This window comes from Pseudomonas sp. LH1G9, from assembly GCF_002949975.1.
In the GTDB taxonomy this organism is placed as follows: domain Bacteria; phylum Pseudomonadota; class Gammaproteobacteria; order Pseudomonadales; family Pseudomonadaceae; genus Aquipseudomonas; species Aquipseudomonas veronii.
Genome location: NZ_CP026880.1, coordinates 2,408,436 through 2,429,904, shown reverse-complemented (window position 1 = coordinate 2,429,904; position 21,469 = coordinate 2,408,436). Strand labels below are relative to the sequence as shown.

The following is a 21,469-nucleotide window of genomic DNA, read 5'->3' as shown; positions in this document are numbered from 1 at the left end:
GGGGCGGTTGCGCCCCCACCGGCAACGTCAGGCTGCGCTCACCGGCTTGCGCGCGGTATGGGCGCGATCGCCAGGAACAACTGATCCACCGGCGGCGTGATCAATACGTAGACAATCCGCCTGATCGGCTCGGCGCCCGGCTCCTGGGGGTTGCGCAAGCTGCTCTGGACGTGTTGCTTGAGCAAATCTTTCTGCGTGTATTTGCGCTGCTCCGCCAGTTTCAGATGGGCGCGGGTATAGCGCGCGGGCGGGGCGTCGGCGCTGGCGTAATGGAAGTGGGCATACCACAGCACCGTCGGCGGTTTTTTCGCTTTGTCATACACCGCGTATTCGGTGAAGAAATCGCCACTGAGGGTCGGCCGTTGCGGGTCGGCCAGGCTGGTCAGGTTGATATCGATCTGCTGGTGTTGCCACAGATACTCGAGGCTCTCCTGGGTCGGCCATTGACGCTTGTAGCCCTCGCTGCACACCCGTTCCGCCAGCCGCAGCATATCGCGGGCCTGGGCCTGGTACTCATCGATCAGGTCCTGGGCCGAGGGTTTGTCGAGGTGGTCGCGCTGGATTTCCTCGGCCAGCGCGGTGAGCTTGTCCGCGTGCCCGCTGAGCAGCTCATCCCAGTCGCCCGGGTTGACCTGTTGGCGTGTGCGCGGCGAGTCGAGTTTTTGCCGGTCGGCGGTAATGACGCGTTCAATGTCGCGGCGCTGTTCGATCAGCGTCTGGGCCAAACCTTTGAGGGTCGCCAGCGTGCGGCCTCGCGGGGGCTGCGTGGGGGCTTGGGAAGGCGGTTCGGCGGTGGTCGCCCAGCCGTCCGCGTGCTTGTTGAAAGAGGCAACGGCTTCACCGGTCAGCGTATCGGTGAGGGTGAAGTGCTCCTCGGCGTTCTGCGCATCGGCCGGCTTGAGTTCGCCGATCAAATACTCTTTTTTGCGGGTCTTGAACACGCGCTTTGTCGGCGCCTTGGCGCGCAGGGTTTTCGACAGCGGCAGCACCACCTCCAACGCTTCCTGCTTGCGCACCACCGATTCCAGCTCGCTGTTCGCCAGCGCCTGGGCGTATTCGAGGCCCGCCAGCAGACGTTCGGCCTGCGGGCGCAGGCGGCTCGGGTGGAGCGCCTTGAGTACGCGGATCGCCTCTTCATAACGGCGGTACTTTTTCAGCACGCTCTCGTACACATGCCGTTGTTCGACCAGGGTGTATTCGGTGCTGCTGCGCACTTCGACGTGAGACAGCAGCGCCGCGCTCAGGTCGGTTTGCTCCAGGCGTTTGACGTACAGCTCTTCCTGCGGCGGCAGGCGTACATCGGTCATCTCCACGCTGCTGACGGCCAGGTAGTCGAGGGCATTGAGCCGCAGGTTGTCGGGGAAAAAGTTCTGCGGATATTCGATCTGTGTCAGCAACTCCTGGCGTATCGTGCGCCCCGCCAGCGAATCGTTTTCCAGCTGTTCCAGGGTGGTTTCCATGGCAACGGAAACCTCGGCCATGTGCTGGCGGATGTTTGCTGACTCGGTGGCGTTGCGCACGTATTCGTCGTAGACCGTCGAGTCGCCGAGCAAGTTATTCACGAACATGCGGCGCGCCATTCGCGCCATGGGTTCGCCCGCGCCGGAAAAGCGCATGGCGTTCAACCGGCCCAGGAGCATCTCGTGGATAAACAGTTGTTGGTCCCAGACCGTCTTGAGGATTTTCGCGCGGTCATGCACATGCACGCCAGCGCCGCCGACTTTTTCCAGTTCTACGCCGAGCTTGACCATCTCCAGGCGCGGGGCGAGTGATTGGGCAAACAGCAATTCCAGGTTCTCCAGCAGAATCTGGAATTCGGTGCGCAATTGCTGATGCTTGAGGGTTTCGCGCTGATGCCGTGTTTCCAGGGCGGGCCTTTGCTGGTCGCTGGCTTTTTGCAGCAGGTTCCACACCAACTGCGCGGTTTTGCGTTGTTTGACCAAGGCGTCCAGGGCGGGAGATATCTGCGTGCTCGCTGCCTGGAATGGCGCCATCAGGTGCTGCATGTCTTCACTGAGCACTTGCACCCGGGCGAGCACTTCTTGTTTCTTGCGCAGGTTTTCTTCGCGCAAGGCGGCCAGGCGCTTGGGCCCGCCACCCAGCAGTTTGAGCCCGCGGTCCAGCGACCAATGGCCGTTGCCGTCGGTGCTCAGCAAAATCCCGGGATGTTCGGGTTTTTGCGGATGAACGATGAACACGTCAGCAAAACCCGGGACGATGCTCACCCTGAATAACAGCCCGGCCACCGAGGCATGCCACAGGCCGTTGATGCGGTACAAACCTTGGTGAGGCCCGGTGTCGAGTGGCGCGGGAGCGGGCACGGGCCACGGCACGTTGACGGCGCGCAGTTTCTCCAGCAGCGCGGCCGCGGCGGTGTCGCCGGCCAGCGAATGGTCGAAGTCCAACGGCGTGCGGCCACCGCCGGGTGGTTCGCTGGGCAGGCCGATGACGCCGCGTTCGACCGCCGCGGCATGGCGGGTTGCCAGGCCGGGCGGGCGTCGGAAGGGCGTGCGCGTGACGGGCTGTTCGTCGAGCGGCGGGCTGGCGCTGTGCGCGCTGAGGGGGCCTTGATGCACCAGCAGCATGCCGATGTTGAGCAGCAGGTCGACCCACGCCAGCTCTTTCGCCGTAGGGTCAGGGCTCTCCAGCGCCGGCAGGTCCTGGGTCAGGCTTTGCGTCGCCTGGATCAGCCAGCCGATCGTCGCCAGGGGGCCGCGCACGGCCATCAACAAGGTGTTGAAGCCCAATTGCATGCCTTCGAGGATCAACGCCCAGCGGCTTTGCGCGTTCGAGGTCGACTCGCGCTCGGCCTGGTCCAGCAACTGGCGGGTTTCGCAGCCGAACAGATAGTCCATCAGGCTGCCGTGGTTGAGCGCTTGGAGGATTTCGTCGCCGCTCGCATCGCCGGCCGGCGCCAATTCGGCGGGTTTGGGCACCTCGGGCAGCCGGTCGAACTCCGAACCGATGCCGATGCGCAGGATGTGCGGCTGGCTGAACCCGCCGTTGCTGTAGATCGCCCTGGCCGGGTCGGGCAGCCAGGTCAGCACGCTGTCCTGTAGCGCACCGGGTTGCACAATGGCCGCCAGCAGGTGTTCGCGGCTGCTGAACTCGAGCAGCGCGTCGCGATAGGCCGGACGGTATAGCAGGTGCGGCCCCAGCCGGGTGTCGAGCGGTTCGATGATGAACATGTTCTGCGCCACGTCCGCCGTGGCTGCCGGCGTGCGCAGAAAGGCCAGGGGGCGGATGACCATTTCGTCGCCATCGACCCGGCGTGCCAGCGGGTTGGTTGCGAGCAGTGCCCGCACACAGCGCGCGCCGCGCGCGGTCAGGCCGGCTTCGCCGCGGAGCGCGTGCTCCAGCGCCTGGGTTTTCAGGTGCAGGGGCCGCTGTTGGTTGAACAGCCGCTGGCGTTTGCGCGCGGCGGCGGTGTCGCCCATCAGTTCCCGGCGCAGGTAGGCGGGATAGTTGTTGCCGATGTCCACACGCTGGACCAGTTGCAGCACGTAGGCGGGCGTCAACCACGCTTCGAGCGCCCGGCCGCTGCGATGGCTGAGCGTCATGCGGCCTCTGGGGCTTCCCGACAGGTTCTTCAGCGCCAGGTCCACCAGGCTCATGGATACCGGCGCGAGGTAACCACCTGCAAGGCTGCCCACCGCGACATGAAAGGTCAGGGTCAACTCGTCGGCCCGGTAGCCGGCAGCGCGTGCCGCGTCGTTGCAGGTACGCTGGCCGCCCAGGGCGACAGCGCGATCCAGGCACAGTTGATGGTTCAAGTGCTCGGCGGCATAGCTATGCAGGGTTTCCAGGCCATCGAAGTCGGAATCGCCGAGGGTCTGGCGCTTGATCCCGGCCTGTTCAAGCAGGCATTCGCGGTAAGCCAGGCGGTCGGCGGCGCTGGCGCGTTGCAGCCAGTCGGGCAGGGCGGCCTGGAGAGACGCCAGCGTGGCCAGCGCCGTGCCGCGGGCGCGGGCGAAAAACCGCGCCGGTTGGGTGATGTCGGCAAACTGTTGTTCCAAGGCCTGCACCGTGCTGTTGGCCGGGAGTTGCAGGGCGGCCAGGTCCTCCAATTGCTGGTTGAGGATCAGCGCGGCCTGGACCTCGAAAATATTGCCGTCGGGTTCGTACTGCTGCCAGGTGATGCTGTCGACGCTGAAGCGCTGTTGCAGGTGGTCGGACCAGGCCTGGCCGAAGGCGTCCAGGTCAGGGTAGGTCTCGATTGCGCCGGATAGACGGCACAGCAACACCTGCTCGCGGCACACCACCAGCAGGTCGCTCGCTTGCAGCGTGAGCAGGCTGCCTGCGCGCGTCAGGTGCGCCTCTAGCGTATAGGCATGAATCGCGTTGTCGGGGGCCGGGCGGCGTGCGCGGGTGGCACGGTCTGGGTAGCGCGCCAGCGTATTGAGGATGTCCAGCGGTTGGGCGTGGCGTGCGGCGGCGTCGAGCAGCGTGCCTTGCAGCACGTCGGCCAGCCATTTCCAGCGGCTGCCGCCGGCGTCGCTGTCTTCGCCCCAATAGCTGGCCATGGCGTCTTGGAAGCCGATAAACAGCAGCGACGGCAGTTCGCGAATGACGGCTTCGATGACGTCAAGATCATAGGCGTGGGCGCCATTGGCCGGATAACCGAGCCGCGTGCCGCTGGCATCGCTCAAGTAGCTATCCAGGCCGTGGCGCGTCGACACATCGGGAAAGCTGCCGTCGGCGAGATGGCTCAGCGCGACCTCCAGCAACGGCAGCAACGCCCGCCCGCCACCGTCACGGGGCACGGCCAGTCGCAGGTCGGCGAGGGGGTGTGTCAACGGCGGATATTTCTCCGCCAGGTTGCGCGCCAGCATCTGCGCGGTGACTGCGCGCAGTGTCGGGCGCTTGAGAAACTGGGCTTCAAGCGCTTCCCGCAGCGGGTCGGCGGCGAGGGGGGGATTGCGGTCTGGCATGGGTATTCCTTTACGTTGAATAAAGACGTGCCCTTGCACGGTAATCCGCGGTGTGGCGCCGATGCGGTAGCCGGTTATGGTTTTAGGTCCTGGCGGCAAAGTGGCCTATCATTAGCCCTTTGAACCTGATGAAAGACTGTGATGACTACTACTTTGACGGCCGTCCTTGCCACCAGCGACATGCTTGAAATCGACGGGCTGCATGCCTTCGAGTTCGCACTGGATGAAGAAAAGCTGCTGATCATCGCCATGGATGGCCGTGCGCAAAAACGCTGGAGTTTCAGCCAGGAACAGCTGCAGGCCGCAGTCTTCGATGAGACTCTGCAAAGCTGGACGCTGACCGGTGATGTGGGCGAGCACCGCCTGGTCTGCGTGAATGCCTTCACCGGCAACAACAATGACGAGGATGAAGCGGATGCTGATGCGTAAATTCTGGCCCTTGTTGATCGCGGGCAGCGTCGGGGCGATGTCGGTACAGGCTGCACCGGCCGACACCCATGAACTGCTGGTCGGCAGCTACACCGCCGGCAGCAGCGAAGGGATCTATCGCCTGCAATTCGACAGCCGCACCGGGCGGTTCCAGGGCAAGCCGGTATTGGCGGCGAAAACGGCCAACCCGTCCTGGCTGACCGTCTCCAAGGATCAGCAGCATCTGTTTGTCGTCAATGAAAACGGCCCCGGCCAACAGGACGCGGTCGGTCGCGTCAGCAGCTACCGCATCGACCCGCAGAACCATCAGCTCACGCTGATCAACCAGGTACAAAGCCTGGGCAGCGAGCCGACGCATTCCAGCGTAGCCGCCGATGGCCGCTACCTGTTCGTCGCCAACTATTCAGTGCTTGAAGACCCGGGCGGCAGCCTGGCGATTCTGCCGCTGGACGCCCAAGGCAAACTGGCGGCGCCCGTGCAGTTGAGCGGGCACCCGGCGAGCCGCGTCAACCCGCAACGCCAGGCGTCCAACCATGTGCATTCGGTGGTGCCGGCGCCGGATGGCAAGTATGTGTTTGTGCAGGATCTCGGCGCGGACAAGGTGTTTGCCTACCGCTACGATCCCAAGGCCAACCCTGAGCAGCCCCTGACCCCGGCCAACCCGGCGTCGGTGCCCTTGCCGCCGGGCAGCGGCCCGCGTCATTTGCTGTTCAGCGCGGACGGCAAACATGCCTGGCTGACCACCGAGATGAGCGCTCAGGTCGCGGTGTTCGATTACCACGACGGCACGCTCAACCAAACCCAGCTGGTGGACTTCGCCGCCGGGCAACCGGTGTCCGACAAGGCCGGCGCGGCGCTGCACGCTTCCAGCGATGGCAAGTTCCTGTACGTGAGCAATCGCGGCACGGCCAATCAGTTGCTGGTGTTCAGCATCGATCCGGCGACCGCGCATCTCAAGGAACTGCAGCGCCGTTCCGTGGACGGCGACCACCCGCGCGAGTTCAGCCTGGACCCGAGCGGCAAGTTCCTGCTGATCGCCAACCAGAAAAGCAATGAAATCGTGGTGGTCGAACGCGACCCACACACCGGCCTGCTCGGCAAAACCGTGCAAAAACTACCGATCGATGCGCCCAGCGACCTCAAGTTCCTGGTGCGTCAATAAGCCATAGGCCCCGCACGTCGGGGCCTGATCCTCTTTATTAATTCGATTAATAACAGCTACTGTTTCAAAGCATTTCTAAGGCCCAACCCTCGGGCGTAAGTTGAGTTCCAAGGCCTCCCCGGCCACTCAACCAAACGAACACAAGGGTTACCGACATGAACTTCAATCTCTTCTCGATCATCGCCGCCTCCGCTGTTTCCGCCACTGTTGTACTGCCAGCTGCGGCCAGCGTGAACATCATCGGCAAACAATCCAGCACCAGCGCCTACACCCAGAAATACCTGCAACAGAGTGCCAACTTCTACGCCGCACTGGATCACAAAACCCAGTACTGAGCGACCTGTGGGAGCCGGCGCGCCCGCTCCCACATCGATTCAGACAGATTCAGGCTTGGCCATCACCGCGATAAACAGCGGCGAGTCCAGAAACCACTGCAACCACGCCTGCACCCGTCGATATGAGGTGCGCGCAAACCACTCCCGATCGACATGGGCAAACTGCCGCACAAACGGCGCCACAGCCATATCCGCAAGGCTTGGATGCTCGGCGAGCAAATACGCACGGTCAGCCAGCAACGCCTCCAGCTTCTGCAAAAACACCTCACCGTCGGCCCGATACGCTTCCATCGGCCGCTCCGGGTAGCGCTCGGCATACTTGTAGTGATTCAAGTGATGTTTGAAGCCCAGGTCATTCTCGGCAATCAGCGCCAGCACCGCGGGATCACCCTGCAGCAACCAGTCTTGCGGATCGTTTTGCGCGAGGGCCCAGCGCATGATGTCCAGGCTTTCGTCGATCACCCGACCGTCGACGCTCAACACCGGCACCGTGCCTTTGGACGACAGCGCGAGCATCTCGGCCGGCTTGGCCTTGAGGTTGACTTCGACAATCCGCAGCGGCACGCCGCAATAGCGCAGGGCCAGGCGGGCGCGCATCGCGTAGGGGCAACGGCGAAACGAGTACAGCAGCGCCTCGCTCACTTCACCTCCACGGTGCTCAAACCATTGCCCTGACGCTTGACCTGGATCTGCACCGGAATGCGCTCGTGCATTTCCTGTACGTGGGAAATCACCGCCACCTTGCGGCCCTGGGCTTGCAGGCCGTCCAGCGCGTCCATGGCCAATTGCAGGGATTCCGGGTCGAGGCTGCCGAAACCTTCGTCGATAAACAGCGACTCGATCTTCAAGGTACTCGAGGCCATCGACGCCAGGCCCAGCGCCAGCGCCAGGGAGACGAGGAACGTCTCGCCGCCGGACAACGAATGCACCGAGCGCAGTTCGTCGCCCATTTCCGTGTCCATCACCAGCAGGCCGAGCATGCTGCCGCCGCGTTTGAGGCGGTAGCGGCGCACCAGTTGGCGCAGTTGCACGTTGGCGTGGTGTACCAGCAAATCGAGGTTGTAGGCCTGGGCGATCTTGCGGAAGGTGTCGCCGGTGGCCGAGCCGATCAGCGCATTGAGGCGCGCCCAGCGTTGCCATTCTTCATAAGCCTTGGTGATCTGTTCGGCCAGGGCGTGGTTGGCATCCTGGCGGCGCTGGTCTTCGGATTGCCGCGCGCGCAGTTCGGCGCAGTGTTTTTCGCCCTCGGCCAGTTGCTGGTTGAGCGTGGCCAGTTGGGCGTCCAGTTGTTCGGCGTCGAGGTTGCCGTTGTGCAGCGCCTGGTGCTCGGCCAGGCGTTGTTCGCGCTCCTGCAGCAGAACCCGGGCTTGCTCGACGGCTTTTTCGCTGTTGTGCAGTTGCTGGCGCAGTGCGCTGGCATGGGCCTCGTCCAAGGCCAGCAGGCGCTTGAGCCCGGCGTCGTCCAGGTCGGGGTGCAGAGCGCGCCACTCGGCCAAGCGTGTCGCGAGCGCGTGTTGTTCGGCGTGCAGCGTGTGCTGGCGGTCTTGCTGGGCCTTGAGGTCGGCGGCCAGTTGGATCAAGGCGTTGCGGATGTCCTGCAGTTGTTGATTGGCGTCGGCTTCGCTTTGCCGAGACTGCGCCACGGCCTGTTCGAGTTGCTGTTGCCAGTCTTCGGCGCGTGGGTGTTCACCGAGCAGGCGGGTGAGTTTTTCCTGGGCCGCGTGTTGCTGGGCGGCCAGTTCGCTGACCTGCTGGCGCAATGCGTCGAGTTGCTGCTGGCGATGTTGCTGATGGGTGTGTTCTTTCTCGATCGCCTGCTGACGCGTTTGTTGCTCGGCCAGTTCATCGCGCTGATGGGCCAACTGTTCGAGGCGCTGACCGACCTGTTGGTCCAACTGCATGAAGGTCGCCGCCGGTTCGCTGCGCAGGCCCTCGAGTGTCTCGGTCGGCAACAGGCTGGCGAACGCCTGGAGTTCTTCGTCGAGGCGTTCGCGGTCGTTGGCCAGTTCGCGTTGCTGGTCGATCAGCAACTGGCGGGCCTGCTGGCTGGCGTCCTGGGCGGCTTGCAGCTGTTGCTGCAGGCGCCCGGCGTTTTGTTGCAGGTTGAGCAGGGCGCCTTGGCGTTGCTCGTCCTGGGTGATGTTTTGCGTCAGTTGACTGAGCTGCTGGGCCAGCCAGGTGCTGCGCCGGGCCGCCTCCTGATTGAACAGCGCGGCCGCCAGCGGGTGCGCGTCCAGGCTCGGCGCCAGGGCTTGCTGTTGGATTGCCAGTTGCTCCTGTTGCTGCAGGAATTCCTTTTGCTGGGCGATCAAACCGCCGACTTCACCGCGCAGCTCGGTGAGTTTTTCCTTGAGGCTGTCGACGGCTTTCTGCGCCATCGCCTCTTCGTTTTCGTCGTGGCGACCGAGGCTGTGCAGCAACGCTTCGGGTTGGTGATACGGATGCGCTTGGCTGCCGCACACCGGGCAGGGCTGGTCATCCTGCAATTGCCCGCGCAACTCCTCGACACTGGCACTGCGGGCCAGGCGCTGGCGCTCCAGCAGTTGCTTGGTCACCGTCAGGGTCTGTTCGGCGCGCGTGAGTTCGGCTTTGGTGTGCAGGCCGGTCTGGTTCAACTGATCGCGTTGTTGTTGCGCGTCCGCGAGTTTTTGCGTCAACACGCTGGCTTGCTGGTCCAGCTGTTGCTGGTTGTCCCACAGCCGGGTCAGGTCTTCGAAGGCGCGTTGCTGCTTGCGATTGTCTTGCAGCAGGCTGGCGAGTAACTGGATCTGCTCGGCGACGGCGTGAGGTTCGGCGCCGGCCTCCTGGTGCAGCAGGTCGAGGGCATCGCGTTGTTGGGCGAACTTCTCGGCGGCGGCGGTGGCGCGCTGTTCAAGCTGCGGCAGTTCGGCCTGACCTTTGTTCAGGCGATTGCCGACCAGCATCAGTTGTTGCAGGCGGTCGCGGTAGGCATTCCAGGCCTCGCTCAACGGCGCGAGGGCGGCGCTGCGTTCCAGGCCGGCGGCCAGGCGTTGCAGGCGCTCGGCGACGAGGGTGTGCTTTTCCTGCAAGCCCTTGAGCAAGGCCTGACCTTCGGCGCAGGCTGTTTCGTGCTGTTGCTGGTCCTCGTTGCGCTTGGCCAGTTCCTTGTTCAGGTGGGCGAGGGTGTTCTGTTCCTCGAAGGCCTGGCGCAGCAAAGGCCCGGCGTCGGCCTGAGCTTGCAGGGCCGCGGCCAGCGCTGTTTGGGCCGATGCCTGCTGTTGTAGGGCTTGCTCCTGGCGGCCATGCAGATCGGTTTGCTGCTCGATCTGCGCTTGAATGTGCGCGGCCAGCGGCGTGAGCAAGGTGTCGAGCTCAGCCTGGCGCGCGAAGTGATGACGCTGCGGCGCCAACTGTTCCAAGCGGCTCAAGTCCTCGCGCTGCGGGCCTTGGCTGTCCCAGTGCTGCTGGGCTTGCTGCAACTGTTCGACGGCACTGAGCTTGCGCTCCTGCCATTCGCGCAGTTCCTTGAGCCAGGTGTGCTGCAGCTCCAGTTGCTTGAGCTGGGCTTGCTCGGTCTTGAGCTGTTGCTGCGCGTTGGCCAATTGTTGGTCCAGTTCGGCGCGAGCTTGCTCGGCCAGGGGTTCCACGCCGGTGGCCTGGTCCTGCAGCTGTTTGTGGGCGTCCTTGGCGTCCTTGGCCTTGTCGAAGGCGCGACGGCCGAGTTGGGTGTAGAGCGCGGTGTCGGTGAGCTTTTCCAGCAGTTCGCTGCGCTCGTTGTCGTTGGCCTTGAGGAAGGCGCTGAACTCGCTCTGCGCCAGCAGCACCGCGCGGGTGAACTGTTCGAAGTTCAGGCCCAGGGCCAACTCCAGCTGGGTCTTGTATTCGGTTTTCTGGCTCGCCAGCAACTGGTCGCTGTCCAGGTCGATCAGGCTTTGCCGGCTGTTCTGCAACTTGCCGCTGGCTTTGTCGCGGGCGCGGTTGGCTTCCCAGCGCGCACGGTAACGGCGGCCGTTGACGCCGACAAAGTCGACCTCGGCATACCCGCCGCCGGTGCCGCGTCGCAGCAACGTGCGCGGGTCGCCGATGGAAATATCGCTGTCGGCGTCGGGCATCTTGGCCTGGCCGGTATCGCCCAGGCGCGGCACGGCACCGAACAGCGCCAGGCACAGCGCGTCGAGCAGGGTACTTTTGCCGGCGCCGGTCGGCCCGGTAATCGCGAACAACCCGGCGCTGGCCAGGGGCTCGGCGGTAAAGTCGATCTCAAACGGGCCCGCCAGGGAGGCGAGGTTTTTCAGGCGGATGGCGAGGATCTTCATGGCTGTTCGCCCTCCTGTTGCACTTCCTGGAGCAGCACCGCGAAGTCCTTCAAGGTCTGTTCATCCACTTCACTGCCGTAGTTGTCCTGCCAGGCGCGGCTGAACAGCTCCTGGGGGTGAGCTGGTCGAGTTCGATCAAGCGCTCGTTGTCGGTGTCGTCGCTGCCGCGTTTGCCGGCGTACTCGGCAGCGATACGCACCAGGCGCACGGCCTTGCCTTGCAGGGCGGTTTCGATTTGCTGGCGCAGGTCGGGTTGCGGCTCGTCGAGGCGCACGCGCACTTCCAGCCACGGCTGGCGTTGGGTTTCGGCGAGCAGGTCGATGTCCGGCAAGTCGCCGAGCTGCTTGAGGATATCGGCCAGTGGCGCCGCTTCCAGGCGTTGCAGGTTGACCGCGCGCGGGATCAGGCGCGGTTCGACGCTGAGCAGGGTTGCGCCGTCGAACGTCACGTCGAGAATCTGGTGTTGGTAGCCGATTTCGGAAAACGACAACGGAATCGGCGAACCGCTGTAGCGAATGCGTTCTTCGCCGTTGACCCGCTGCGGCTTGTGCAGGTGGCCGAGGGCGACATAGCTGACGCTGGCGTCGAACAGGCTGGCGGGCAGCGCTTCGGCGTTGCCGATGATCAGGCTGCGCTCGGAGTCTTCCGACACCGAACCGCCGGCCATATGTGCATGGCTGATGGCAACCAGTGCCTGGCCGGGCTCGCGTTTGGCGTTGGCTGCGGCAATCAGCCACTCATGCACCTGGCCGATACCGCGCAGGTAATCGTCGCCCAGTTGCGCCCCGGTGACTTCCGCCGGGCGCAGGAATGGCAGCGCCAGGCACCAGGCGGCGATCTTGCCGTCGGCGCCGGGCAGCGGGATCAGCAAGCGCTCGGTATCCAGTTGCCCGTCATCGAGCCACAACACCCGGCCCAGGGCATGGGTGCGCAAACGGCGCATCAACGGCGCGGGCAATTCGATGCGCGAGCCGGAGTCGTGGTTGCCGGCGATCATCACAATCGTGAGGTTGGGGGTTTGTTCGTGGGCGCTGATGATGAAATCGTACAGCCGCTCCTGGGCCTTGAGCGGCGGGTTGACCGTGTCGAAGATATCACCGGCGATCAACAGCACGTCCGGCGCGTGCGCGCCGAGCTGGCGCAGCAGCCACTCGAGGAAACAGGCGTGTTCGAAGTCGCGCTCCTGGCCATGCAGGTTTTGCCCAAGGTGCCAGTCGGAGGTGTGAAACAGACGCAAGGCGAGCTCCGTGGAGAAGATGAAAAGGAGGGGAGTTTACCTGTATTGCGCACACGCTGCTCCAGACGACGCAGATCCAGTGTGGGAGGCGGCTTGCCTGCGATGGTGGTGGTCCGCTTGCTCAGTGTTGTCTGGCCCATCGCTATCGGGGGCAAGCCCCCTCCCACAGGGGTATGCGGTGTGCGTTATGCCTTGGCGGGCAGGCAATCCAGGGCGCGGTCGGACAGGTTCGGGCTATGTCGACCAGACGACGCAGATCCAGTGTGGGAGGGGGCTTGCCCCCGATGGCGGTGGTCCGCTTGCTCAGTGTTGTCTGGCCCATCGCCATCGGGGGCAAGCCCCCTCCCACAGGGGGATGCGGTGTGCGTTATGTCTTGGCGGGCAGGCAATCCAGGGCGCGGAAGGACAGGGTTCGGGCCATGTAGATCAGGCGACGCAGATCCAGTGTGGGAGGCGGCAAGCCCCTCCCACAGGGGGACGCGTTATGCCTTGGCGGGCAGGCAATTCAGGGCGCGGTCGGACAGGTTCGGGCTATGTCGACCAGACGACGCAGATCCAGTGTGGGAGGGGGCTTGCCCCCGATGGCGGTGGTCCGCTTGCTCAGTGTTGTCTGGCCCATCGCTATCGGGGGCAAGCCCCCTCCCACAGGGGTATGTGGTGTGCGTTATGTCTTGGCGGGCAGGCAATTCAGGGCGCGGAAGGACAGGGTTCGGGCTATGTAGATCGGACGACGCAGATCCAGTGTGGGAGGGGGCTTGCCTGCGATGGTGGTGGTCCGCTTGCTCAGTGTTGTCTGGCCCATCGCTATCGGGGGCAAGCCCCCTCCCACAGGGGTATGCGGTGTGCGTTATGTCTTGGCGGGCAGGCAATTCAGGGCGCGGAAGGACAGGGTTCGGGCTATGTAGATCGGACGACGCAGATCCAGTGTGGGAGGGGGCTTGCCTGCGATGGTGGTGGTCCGCTTGCTCAGTGTTGTCTGGCCCATCGCTATCGGGGGCAAGCCCCCTCCCACAGGGGTATGCGGTGTGCGTTATGTCTTGGCGGGCAGGCAATTCAGGGCGCGGAAGGACAGGGTTCGGACTATGTCGACCAGACGACGCAGATCCAGTGTGGGAGGGGGCTTGCCCCCGATGGCGGCGTGTCAGCCGACATCATAATTGACTGATACACCGCTATCGGCGTGGTGGGTCCGCTTGCTCGGTGTTGACTGGCCCACCCCCCGTCCCGACTCTCGATTCGTGACGTATCAGGAGCGCTATTTGGGATACAACGGCGGCAAGCTGGTGGTGTCGGTCGTCGGGTCTTGCTCGCGGTCGGCCATTGGAATGGCTTTTACCGCACGCCACAGTTCTTCACCCAGCCAATAATGGCCGCTTTCGCTGTACAGCGCGCCGTTCAACCCATCCAGCGCGTCGGACAGCGGCACGAAGCGCGCCGCCATGTCGGCCAGGGTTTCCGGTTGTTGCCGGGCCCAGGCGTCGAGGGCCTGGCGGGTGGCCTGGGGGTCGTTGGCCTGGGTCGCGCGCTTGAGATCGTCGAGCAGGGTGCGCGGGCTCGGGCCGGTTTGTGCGGCGCGTTGCACCGCCGGTTGGCGGCGTGCGCGCCACCACAGGCCGAAACCCAGCAACGTGGTGCAGGCAAGGAGCAGGGTGCTCAGTTGCCACAGCCACAGGCGGCTATCGTCGGGGGCGGTGATCACGGTCGGTGTCGCGGGCGTGTCCACCACCAGGCTCGGGTTATTCGCCACTTGCAGCGTGCGGGCGGGCAGGCGGGTGCGTTCGAGGTGGTCCTCATGGGTGTTCCACCACACCACTTCCACCGCCGGCAAGTCCAGCGCGCCGGCGCGGGTGGGCACCAGGGCTTCGCGGTCTTCTCGGCTGCCGATCAAGCCACGGTCGTTGTTCTGGTTGCCGACTACCGGCTGGTCCGGGTATCGGCGCAGGCCATTGATTTCGGTGCTCGGCAGTGCCGGCAGTTGTGCGCTGGAGAGGCCCTCGGCCTTGACCGTCAGGCTGCGGGTCAGGGAATCGCCGACCTGCACGTGGTCCGGCTCGGGGTTCCAGTTTTCGCTCAGGGTCAGGCTGCGTGCCGGCAGCCACGGCGCCTCGGCGGGGTACAGCTCGGGCTTGGGCTTGACCGTCAGCTCGAGGGGCGCGGAGCTGACGTGGATCAGCTTGCCCGGCTTGGTGCCCTGCAGCGTGTTCTCCTGCGGCGGGCGCGATTCCACCAGGGTCGCGCTGAAGGTCTGGGCGGCAATCGTCAGGCTGCCGCTGTGCTGCGGGTAGATCGCGTAGCGGGTTTCGATCACGCCGTGGCGAATGCTGTTGATGACCTTCTCGTAGGTGCGTGATTCGCCCAGTTGCTCGATGCGCGCATCGGGAATCTGCAGCGGTGTGAGGCTGCTGTCGTCGTACAGCGACACCGAGTGATACACGCGTACCGTCAACAGGGCCTGGGCCTGCACGTACACGGTGTTCTGGTCGAGGTTGGATTCAACGAACACCGGCGCGAGTTCGGCGTTGGTGTCCTGGCTGGTGGTTTCCAGCACTTGCAGGCTGATCGGCTGGGTCGTGTATTCGCCCACTTGCAGCGGCGGGATCACCACGGTGCCGTTCTGCTTGGGCAGCAGGGTGATGATCCAGCGCGTGGTGGCGTGGTTATCGCCGCCGAGGGTGGTGAGTTGGTTGATCTGGCGCGTGCCGCTGACTTCGAACTGCGCCTCCAGCGGCGACAGGTCGGGTTTGCCGAACTGCGTGACGTCGCCGGATTCCACCGTCAGCTCCACCGTTTCCCCGGAATTGAGGCGGCTGCGGTCGACGCTGGCGACCAGGTTCGCCGCCTGGGCGTGGCTTGCCGACAACGCGAGCAGAAGCAGAAGGGTGGTGCGGCGGCTCATCGAGTCTTGTCCTGATGCTGTTGCTGTTCGTACCAGAATTTGCGCCGCAGCAGTTCGCCGGGGTTGTCCGGGATCTCCTGCAGCCATTGTTCCAGGGCCTGGCGATGTTCGTCGTCCAGGCTGGCGCCGCTGGGGCGCAACGGCGGGGTGGTGGTTTGCTCGTCCTCCAGCTCGCTGCCCGGCACGTCATTGCCGCCCGCTTGTGGCGTGGCGCCGGCCTGGGTCTCGGCGGTGCCGGCTTCGCCCGGGTTTTGCGGCGATTGCTCGCCACCCGTGGCACTTTGCGCGCTCGCGCCCGGTTGCGCAGTTTGGCCGGGTTGGGTGGTTTCGTCATCTTCGTTTTTTGCGGGCTGGGCCGGCTCGGGCTGCGCCTGTTGTTGTATCAGGCTTTCCACCAGGGCCTTGTTTTTCAGGGCCGGCAGCAGATCGGGCTGGGCTTCCAGCGCCTGTTCGTAGGCATCGATGGCTGCTTCCAGCTCACCGGACCTGGCCAGTGCATTGCCGCGATTGTAGTGAGAGTAGGCGTCACTGCCCTCGGCAAAACGCTTGATGGCTTCGGCGTAGTTACCCGCTTCGTACAGCGCCACGCCTTGCCATTGCGGGTCTTGGAAGCGTTCGGCGGCTTCGGCGGGGCGTTTTTTCTTCAGCAGGTACTGGCCTTGCTGATCGGGGCGCAGCCACAAGTCCTGGAGTTCGAAGGCATAACTGGGCTGCGGTGCGCCAAGCAGCAGCAACGGCAAGCAGAACAACCAGCCACGCCGCCCGGCGCACGCGGCCAGCAGCAACAGCGGCAGTAGCAGCCAGTAACCCTGGTCGGCCCAGGTGTCGAGGTGCAGCAGTTGGCCGTCGTTGCGCAGGGCTTGCGGCGCGTCGAGCATGCCCAGTTGGCGCAGGTCCTTGTCGTCCAGGCGCGCGGCACGGTAGCGGCCGCCCATTTCGCTGGCGAAGGCTTTGAGCGTCGGGCTGTCGAGGCGCGGCACGAGGATGGCGCCTTGGTCGTCCTTGAGAAATTCGCCGCTCTCCAGGGTCACCGGCGTGCCCTCGCGGCTACCGATGCCGAGGATCGACAGGCTTGGCGCCTGGCCGCCTTGCAGCAGCAAGCGGATGCCCTGGCGTTCCTGCTTGGACAGCGATGAGCCGATCAGCAACAGGCGCCCCTGGCCGAGGCCGCCTTGCTTGAGCAGGCCGAGGGCTTTCTCCACGGCCAGGTCGGCGCGGTGCCCGGGCTCGGGCATCAATGAGGGGCGTAGCGCTTCGAGCAGGTTGCGACTGGTGGCCAGGTCGTCCGACAGCGGCACCAGGGTGTGGGCGCTGCCGGCATACACGACGATGGCGGTTTGTGCGTCGCTGCGCGCTTGCAGTAAGTCATACAGCTTGCGCCGTGCCTGCTCCAGGCGGCTGGGCGGGCTGTCGGTGGCGAGCATTTCCGGGGTCAGTTCGAGCAGCACCACCAAGGGGTCGGAAGGCTTCTGGCTGGTCTGTTCCACCCGTTGCCAACTGGGGCCGAGCAAGGCCAGTACTGCCAGCAGCCAGGCGATACCGAGGAGCACCCACGGCGATTTGCTTTCACGGCCATTGCCACCGCTGAGCAGCACGGCATGGAACGCCGGCGGCAGGATCATCTGCCAGCGCCCGGCGCGCTTTTGCCGGTGCCACAGCTGCCACAGCAACCAGCCGAGCAGCGGCAGCAGCAACAGCCACCAGGGACGGAACCAGTGCGGCCACAGGTCGATCATCGACGCCTCCGCAAACGCAGGCGTTTGAGGCGCTGGCGCCATTCTGGGTGCTGTTGCAGAAAATGCCCCTTGGTCGACAGTTTGTTGAACAGCCGTTGCAGCGTGTTGTTCGGCCAGCGCTCCTGCACCACCAGCAACAGGCTGAGGATCAGCGCCAATGCCAGGGGGCCGCTGTACAGCGCCTGGGCCGGGCGCGCCTGGGTCGGTTGCTGTTCGACCGGTTCGAGTTGGTCGAGGGTTTCCTTGACCGCTTGCAACTCTGCGCCATCGCGGGCACGGAAGTAGCGGCCGCCGGTGGCCTCGGCGATGGCCTTGAGCGCCGGTTCGTCGAGGTCCAGGCTCGGGTTGACGCCCAGCACGCCGAGGGAACCGGTTTGTTCAGGATCGGCGCCGATACCGATCGGATAGATCTTCACGCCTTCTTCGGCGGCCAGACGCGCGGCGGTCAGCGGGTCGATCCGGCCGCCGTTGTTGGCGCCGTCAGTCACCAGGATCAGCACGCGGCTTTGCGCCGGGCGCTGGCGCAGGCGCTTCAAGGCCAGGCCGATGGCGTCACCGATGGCGGTGTTCTTGCCGGCGATGCCGATGCGCGCTTCATCCAGCCAGGTGCGTACCGTGTGGCGGTCGAAGGTCAGCGGCGCTTGCAGGTAGGCTTGGCTGCCGAACAGGATCAGGCCGACGCGATCGCCTTCGCGCCCTTCAAGGAAGTCGCCGAGCAGGTGCTTGACCAAGGTCAGGCGGCTGACGTCTTCGTCTTCCCAGTGCATATCGGGGAAATCCATGGAGCCGGACACGTCCACCGCCACCAGCAGATCGCGGCCGCTGGCGGCAATCGGCAACGGTTCGCCGAGCCATTCCGGGCGGGCGGCGGCGGTCAACAGCAGCAGCCACAGCACGACGAAAGGCGCCTGTTGCCGCCAGCCGGGCAGGTTCGAGCGTGCGCGGCGGCCCGCCAGGCCTTCGAGGTCGCTGAGGTAGCTGACTTTCAGCGCGGGCTCGCCGCTGTCGGCCGCCGGCAGCACCAGGCGCATCAACCAGGGCAACGGCAGCAGGGCGAAGATCCACGGCCAGGCGAACTCAAACATGTTTGCGAATCCAGGTGTCGACGGCCTGGGTCAGGCCGGCGATGGCTTTGTCGTCGAGTTTGCATTCGGGCTTATAGGCGCCTTCCACCAGCACCATCCAGCGTGTGAGGCCGGCGGCGGGGCAGCGGTTATCGAGAAACGCCAGCCATTTGCGGCCGTTGAGGGTGTGGCTCTGGCTGTAGGGGTAGTCGTTGCGGCACAGGCGCTTGAGCAGGCCGTTGAGTTGCTGCAACCAGGCCCCGGCGGGCGCGCCGTCGTAGGGTCTGGGCATCAGCGCCAGTTCGGCCAGGGCGGCGATGCGCAGCGGGTCGAGCGGTTGTTCGGCGCGGGACACGGGACGCCGCGTGGGCAGGAAACGGCGCAGCCACCACACGCCCCAGCCCAGCAGCGGGATCACCAGCAGCAACAGCCACCAGCCTGGCGCAGGCGGCCAGAAGCCGATCGCCGGTGGGGCGATCAGCGGTTGGAGTTGGTCGAGGCTGCTCATTGCTTTTTAACCGGGCGTTGCGGGTTGAGGTATTCGCGCAGTTGCTCGACCATTTCGCTCTGGGTGCTCAAGGGCATCAGCAATACCCGCAGTTTCTGCGCGAGCAGTTCCCAGCGGGCGCTGCGCGCTTCGGCCTGGGCCTTGTAGGCCTGGCGCAAATCGAAGTTCAGCGTGTCCAGTTCCAGTTGCGCACCGCGTTCGGCAAAGCGCAGCAGCCCCGCGGCGGGCAGGGCGTGGTCGAGCGGGTCGGAGATCGGCAACAGCAGCAGGTCGCAATGGCGTGACAACAGGCTCAGCTGTTGTTCGGCGCCTTCGGTCAGTGCGCGCTCGTCGCAGATCACGATCACCAGGCTGCCCGGGCGCAGCACTTCACGGCCACGGCGCAGGGCCAGGCCCAGGGCGTCGGTTTCGGGGCCGCTCTCGGTGCTCAGGCTCTGGTTGACCCGCACCAGGCGGTTGAGCAGTTGCAGCAGGCTCTGTTTGCTGCGCCGCGGTTTGATTTCGTAGTGCTCGTTGTCGCCGAAGACCAGCCCGCCGACGCGGTCGTTATGCCCCAGCGCCGCCCAGCCGATCAGGCTGGCCGCCTGGGCCGCGAGCACCGACTTGAACATCTGCCCCGAACCGAAAAACAAGCGGCAGCTTTGCTCCACCATGATGAAAATCGGGCGTTCGCGCTCTTCGTGGAACAGCTTGGTGTGCGGTTCCTGGGTGCGCGCGGTCACGCGCCAGTCGATGGTGCGTACATCGTCGCCGGCCTGGTAGACGCGCACCTGGTCGAAGTCGACCCCGCGCCCGCGCAGCTTGGAGTGGTGCAGGCCGATCAGCGGGCTGCGCTGGCTCGGCGTGGAAAACAGCTGCACTTCACGCACGCGGTGGCGCATCTCAATCAATTCACTGAGCGTGACGCGCACTCCATCGCTGGCGTTCATCGATTTCAAGCGACGGCTACGACGTCGAGAATGCGTTGCACCACGCGGTCCTGGTCGATCCCGGCGGCTTCGGCTTCGAACGACAGAATGATGCGATGGCGCAGCACGTCGAACAGCACCGCCTGGATGTCTTCCGGGCTGACAAAGTCTCGCCCGGCCAGCCAGGCGTGGGCGCGGGCGCAACGGTCGAGGGCGATCGAGCCACGGGGGCTGGCGCCATAGGCAATCCACTCGGCCATTTCCGGGTCGAATTTGGCCGGGGTGCGCGTGGCCATGACCAATTGCACCAGGTATTCCTCCACCGCATCGGCCATGTACAACCCGAGGATTTCCTTGCGCGCGGCAAAGATCGCCTGTTGGCTGACGCGGCGTTCAGGCTTGGTTTCACCGTTGAGCGCCTCGCCACGGGCCTGCTGCAGGATGCGCCGCTCGACGGCCGCGTCCGGGAAACCGATCTTGACGTGCATCAGGAAACGGTCGAGCTGGGCTTCGGGCAATGGGTAGGTGCCTTCCTGCTCGATGGGGTTTTGCGTGGCCATCACCAGAAACAGCGGCGACAGCTCGTAAGTACTGCGGCCCACACTGACCTGCCGCTCGGCCATGGCTTCGAGCAAGGCCGACTGCACCTTGGCCGGGGCGCGGTTGATTTCGTCCGCCAGCACCAGGTTGTGGAAGATCGGCCCCTGCTGGAACACGAAGCTGCCGGTTTCGGGGCGATAGATTTCAGTGCCGGTGATGTCGGCGGGCAACAGGTCGGGGGTGAACTGGATGCGATGGAACTGCGCTTCGATGCCTTCGGCCAACTCCTTGATGGCCTTGGTCTTGGCCAGGCCCGGCGCGCCTTCCACCAGCATATGGCCGTCGGCAAGCAAGGCGATCAGCAGGCGCTCGATGAGTTTTTCCTGGCCGAGAATCTGCGTAGAAAGAAAGGTTCGCAGCGCAAGCAGCGCTTCACGATGTTCCATCGATGACGGTTCCTGGAGAGATGAGCCCGAGCGTCGAGAAAAAACGCCGGGCCTGGGGGGCTTACTTTAATGCATCGGGGGGGGCGGCGACTAACGGCGCGCGGGGTATTTTTCGCAAAACGTGTAGGAATTTTGTGTGGCAGTAGCCTCAGGCACGGATATAAGTGCCTGTGCCCCTGAGAATGTTCTGCAGGGTTTCTTCAACTTCAGCCATATCCTCAGGGGCGGTGCTGTGCAGAATCTCCAAGTGGTCCTTGCCGCCCAGCGCATCGGCATCGCCTGCCGCCAGCTCAATCAGCAACGTGCTGTCACTCAGCGTGACCTTCAGGCCCTCGAGGGTCGATGGTTCGTCGTCCCAGGTCAGCTCCACCTCGTCTTCATCCGGGTAACGGGCCAGTATGAACATCTCGCCCTTAGCGCTATGGCAGCAGAGCATGGCCATGTTGTCTTCTTCTTCGTCACATGGGTTGGCGATCAGGTTGGTAGTGATCAATTGCATGGCAGTCCTATGGGTTTATTGGCCGCAAAAGGGGGATTTTGCCACTGCCGCCATATTTATGTCGGTGTGAATTTCATCAGTGCGTCATGGCTTGAGCACAACGATTTTGCCTTTTTTATAGGTTGACTATCTAAACGGTGGCACGCCTGTCGGCTGTGGCCTGGGGGCCGCCTGATTATATTTATCCCATTGCGCAGAATATACGCCGCTGTCGGCGAACGAAATCGGCGGATTGATGTTATCCGGTGACGAGGTGGGTTGCGAAATGATGGGCGAGGGTGCTGTTGGCGTAATCATGACGGGCCTGCAATAGATGGCGGTCGGTAAACCACGCTCCCTGTGTTTTTTTGATTGGCGGTTGGCGCAGGAAAAGTTCCCTGATGTTTGAGGTCCCTTGCTTGATGTGCCGTAGGTATGTGCCGACGGGCTTCGCGTGTGTTAGCTATCATTGGCTTGAAATCAGCGCCGGTGACCGGCTTTTTTGTAGTTCGGTGTGCGTGG

The 21,469-nt window shown here is 64.4% G+C and carries 13 protein-coding genes and 1 pseudogene; 3 read left to right on the top strand and 11 right to left on the bottom strand.

Going from position 1 to position 21,469, the window contains the following annotated elements; genetic code table 11:
* Positions 1 to 38 precede the first annotated feature (38 nt).
* Complete coding sequence (locus tag C5F70_RS11200) at positions 39 to 4,931, bottom strand: DUF6543 domain-containing protein (protein WP_104903322.1); 4,893 nt, start codon at positions 4,929 to 4,931, stop codon at positions 39 to 41.
* Positions 4,932 to 5,072: 141 nt separating this feature from the next.
* On the opposite strand from C5F70_RS11200, the gene C5F70_RS11195 reads away from it, so the two are divergent.
* The 3 genes from C5F70_RS11195 (at position 5,073) to C5F70_RS11185 (ending at position 6,857) form a co-directional block, all read left to right on the top strand.
* Entirely contained in the window at positions 5,073 to 5,360 is a 288-nt protein-coding gene (locus C5F70_RS11195) for a DUF5629 family protein (protein WP_046490933.1), read from the top strand.
* Positions 5,347 to 6,522, top strand: a complete 1,176-nt coding sequence (locus C5F70_RS11190; RefSeq protein ID WP_104903321.1) for a lactonase family protein — start codon at positions 5,347 to 5,349, stop codon at positions 6,520 to 6,522. The genes C5F70_RS11195 and C5F70_RS11190 overlap by 14 nt, the downstream gene beginning before the upstream one ends.
* Before the next feature lie 155 nt (positions 6,523 to 6,677).
* Positions 6,678 to 6,857, top strand: a complete 180-nt coding sequence (locus C5F70_RS11185; protein ID WP_046490937.1) for a hypothetical protein — start codon at positions 6,678 to 6,680, stop codon at positions 6,855 to 6,857.
* 39 nt (positions 6,858 to 6,896) lie between these two features.
* On the opposite strand, the gene C5F70_RS11180 is transcribed toward C5F70_RS11185, so the two are convergent.
* The 10 genes and pseudogenes from C5F70_RS11180 to C5F70_RS11135 all read right to left on the bottom strand — a co-directional run bounded on the left by C5F70_RS11180 (position 6,897) and on the right by C5F70_RS11135 (position 20,968).
* Positions 6,897 to 7,499 carry a glutathione S-transferase gene (locus C5F70_RS11180; RefSeq protein WP_104903320.1) on the bottom strand — a complete coding sequence of 201 codons (603 nt, stop codon included), beginning with the start codon at positions 7,497 to 7,499 and terminating at the stop codon, positions 6,897 to 6,899.
* Positions 7,496 to 11,134 carry an AAA family ATPase gene (locus C5F70_RS11175; protein WP_104903319.1) on the bottom strand — a complete coding sequence of 1,213 codons (3,639 nt, stop codon included), beginning with the start codon at positions 11,132 to 11,134 and terminating at the stop codon, positions 7,496 to 7,498. The genes C5F70_RS11180 and C5F70_RS11175 overlap by 4 nt, the downstream gene beginning before the upstream one ends.
* Positions 11,131 to 12,371, bottom strand: a pseudogene (locus C5F70_RS11170) (exonuclease SbcCD subunit D C-terminal domain-containing protein). Before C5F70_RS11170 ends, C5F70_RS11175 begins: the two are co-directional and overlap by 4 nt.
* A 1,255-nt stretch (positions 12,372 to 13,626) precedes the next feature.
* Entirely contained in the window at positions 13,627 to 15,267 is a 1,641-nt protein-coding gene (locus tag C5F70_RS11165) for a BatD family protein (protein WP_017846487.1), read from the bottom strand.
* Positions 15,264 to 17,003, bottom strand: a complete 1,740-nt coding sequence (locus C5F70_RS11160) for a tetratricopeptide repeat protein (RefSeq protein ID WP_104903318.1) — start codon at positions 17,001 to 17,003, stop codon at positions 15,264 to 15,266. The genes C5F70_RS11165 and C5F70_RS11160 overlap by 4 nt, the downstream gene beginning before the upstream one ends.
* Complete coding sequence (locus tag C5F70_RS11155) at positions 17,000 to 18,088, bottom strand: VWA domain-containing protein (protein WP_017846485.1); 1,089 nt, start codon at positions 18,086 to 18,088, stop codon at positions 17,000 to 17,002. The genes C5F70_RS11160 and C5F70_RS11155 overlap by 4 nt, the downstream gene beginning before the upstream one ends.
* The gene (locus tag C5F70_RS11150) at positions 18,081 to 18,575 is read right to left on the bottom strand and encodes a DUF4381 domain-containing protein (protein WP_017846484.1); all 495 of its coding nucleotides are present in this window, start codon (positions 18,573 to 18,575) and stop codon (positions 18,081 to 18,083) included. The genes C5F70_RS11155 and C5F70_RS11150 overlap by 8 nt, the downstream gene beginning before the upstream one ends.
* Positions 18,572 to 19,504: a DUF58 domain-containing protein gene (locus C5F70_RS11145; protein WP_017846483.1), complete on the bottom strand. Its 933-nt coding sequence runs from the start codon at positions 19,502 to 19,504 to the stop codon at positions 18,572 to 18,574. Before C5F70_RS11145 ends, C5F70_RS11150 begins: the two co-directional genes overlap by 4 nt.
* A gap of 5 nt (positions 19,505 to 19,509) precedes the next feature.
* Positions 19,510 to 20,469, bottom strand: a complete 960-nt coding sequence (locus C5F70_RS11140; protein ID WP_003218556.1) for a MoxR family ATPase — start codon at positions 20,467 to 20,469, stop codon at positions 19,510 to 19,512.
* Positions 20,470 to 20,617: 148 nt separating this feature from the next.
* A complete protein-coding gene (locus tag C5F70_RS11135) occupies positions 20,618 to 20,968 on the bottom strand; it encodes a hypothetical protein (RefSeq protein ID WP_079444019.1) in 351 nt (116 codons plus the stop codon).
* Positions 20,969 to 21,469 lie beyond the last annotated feature (501 nt).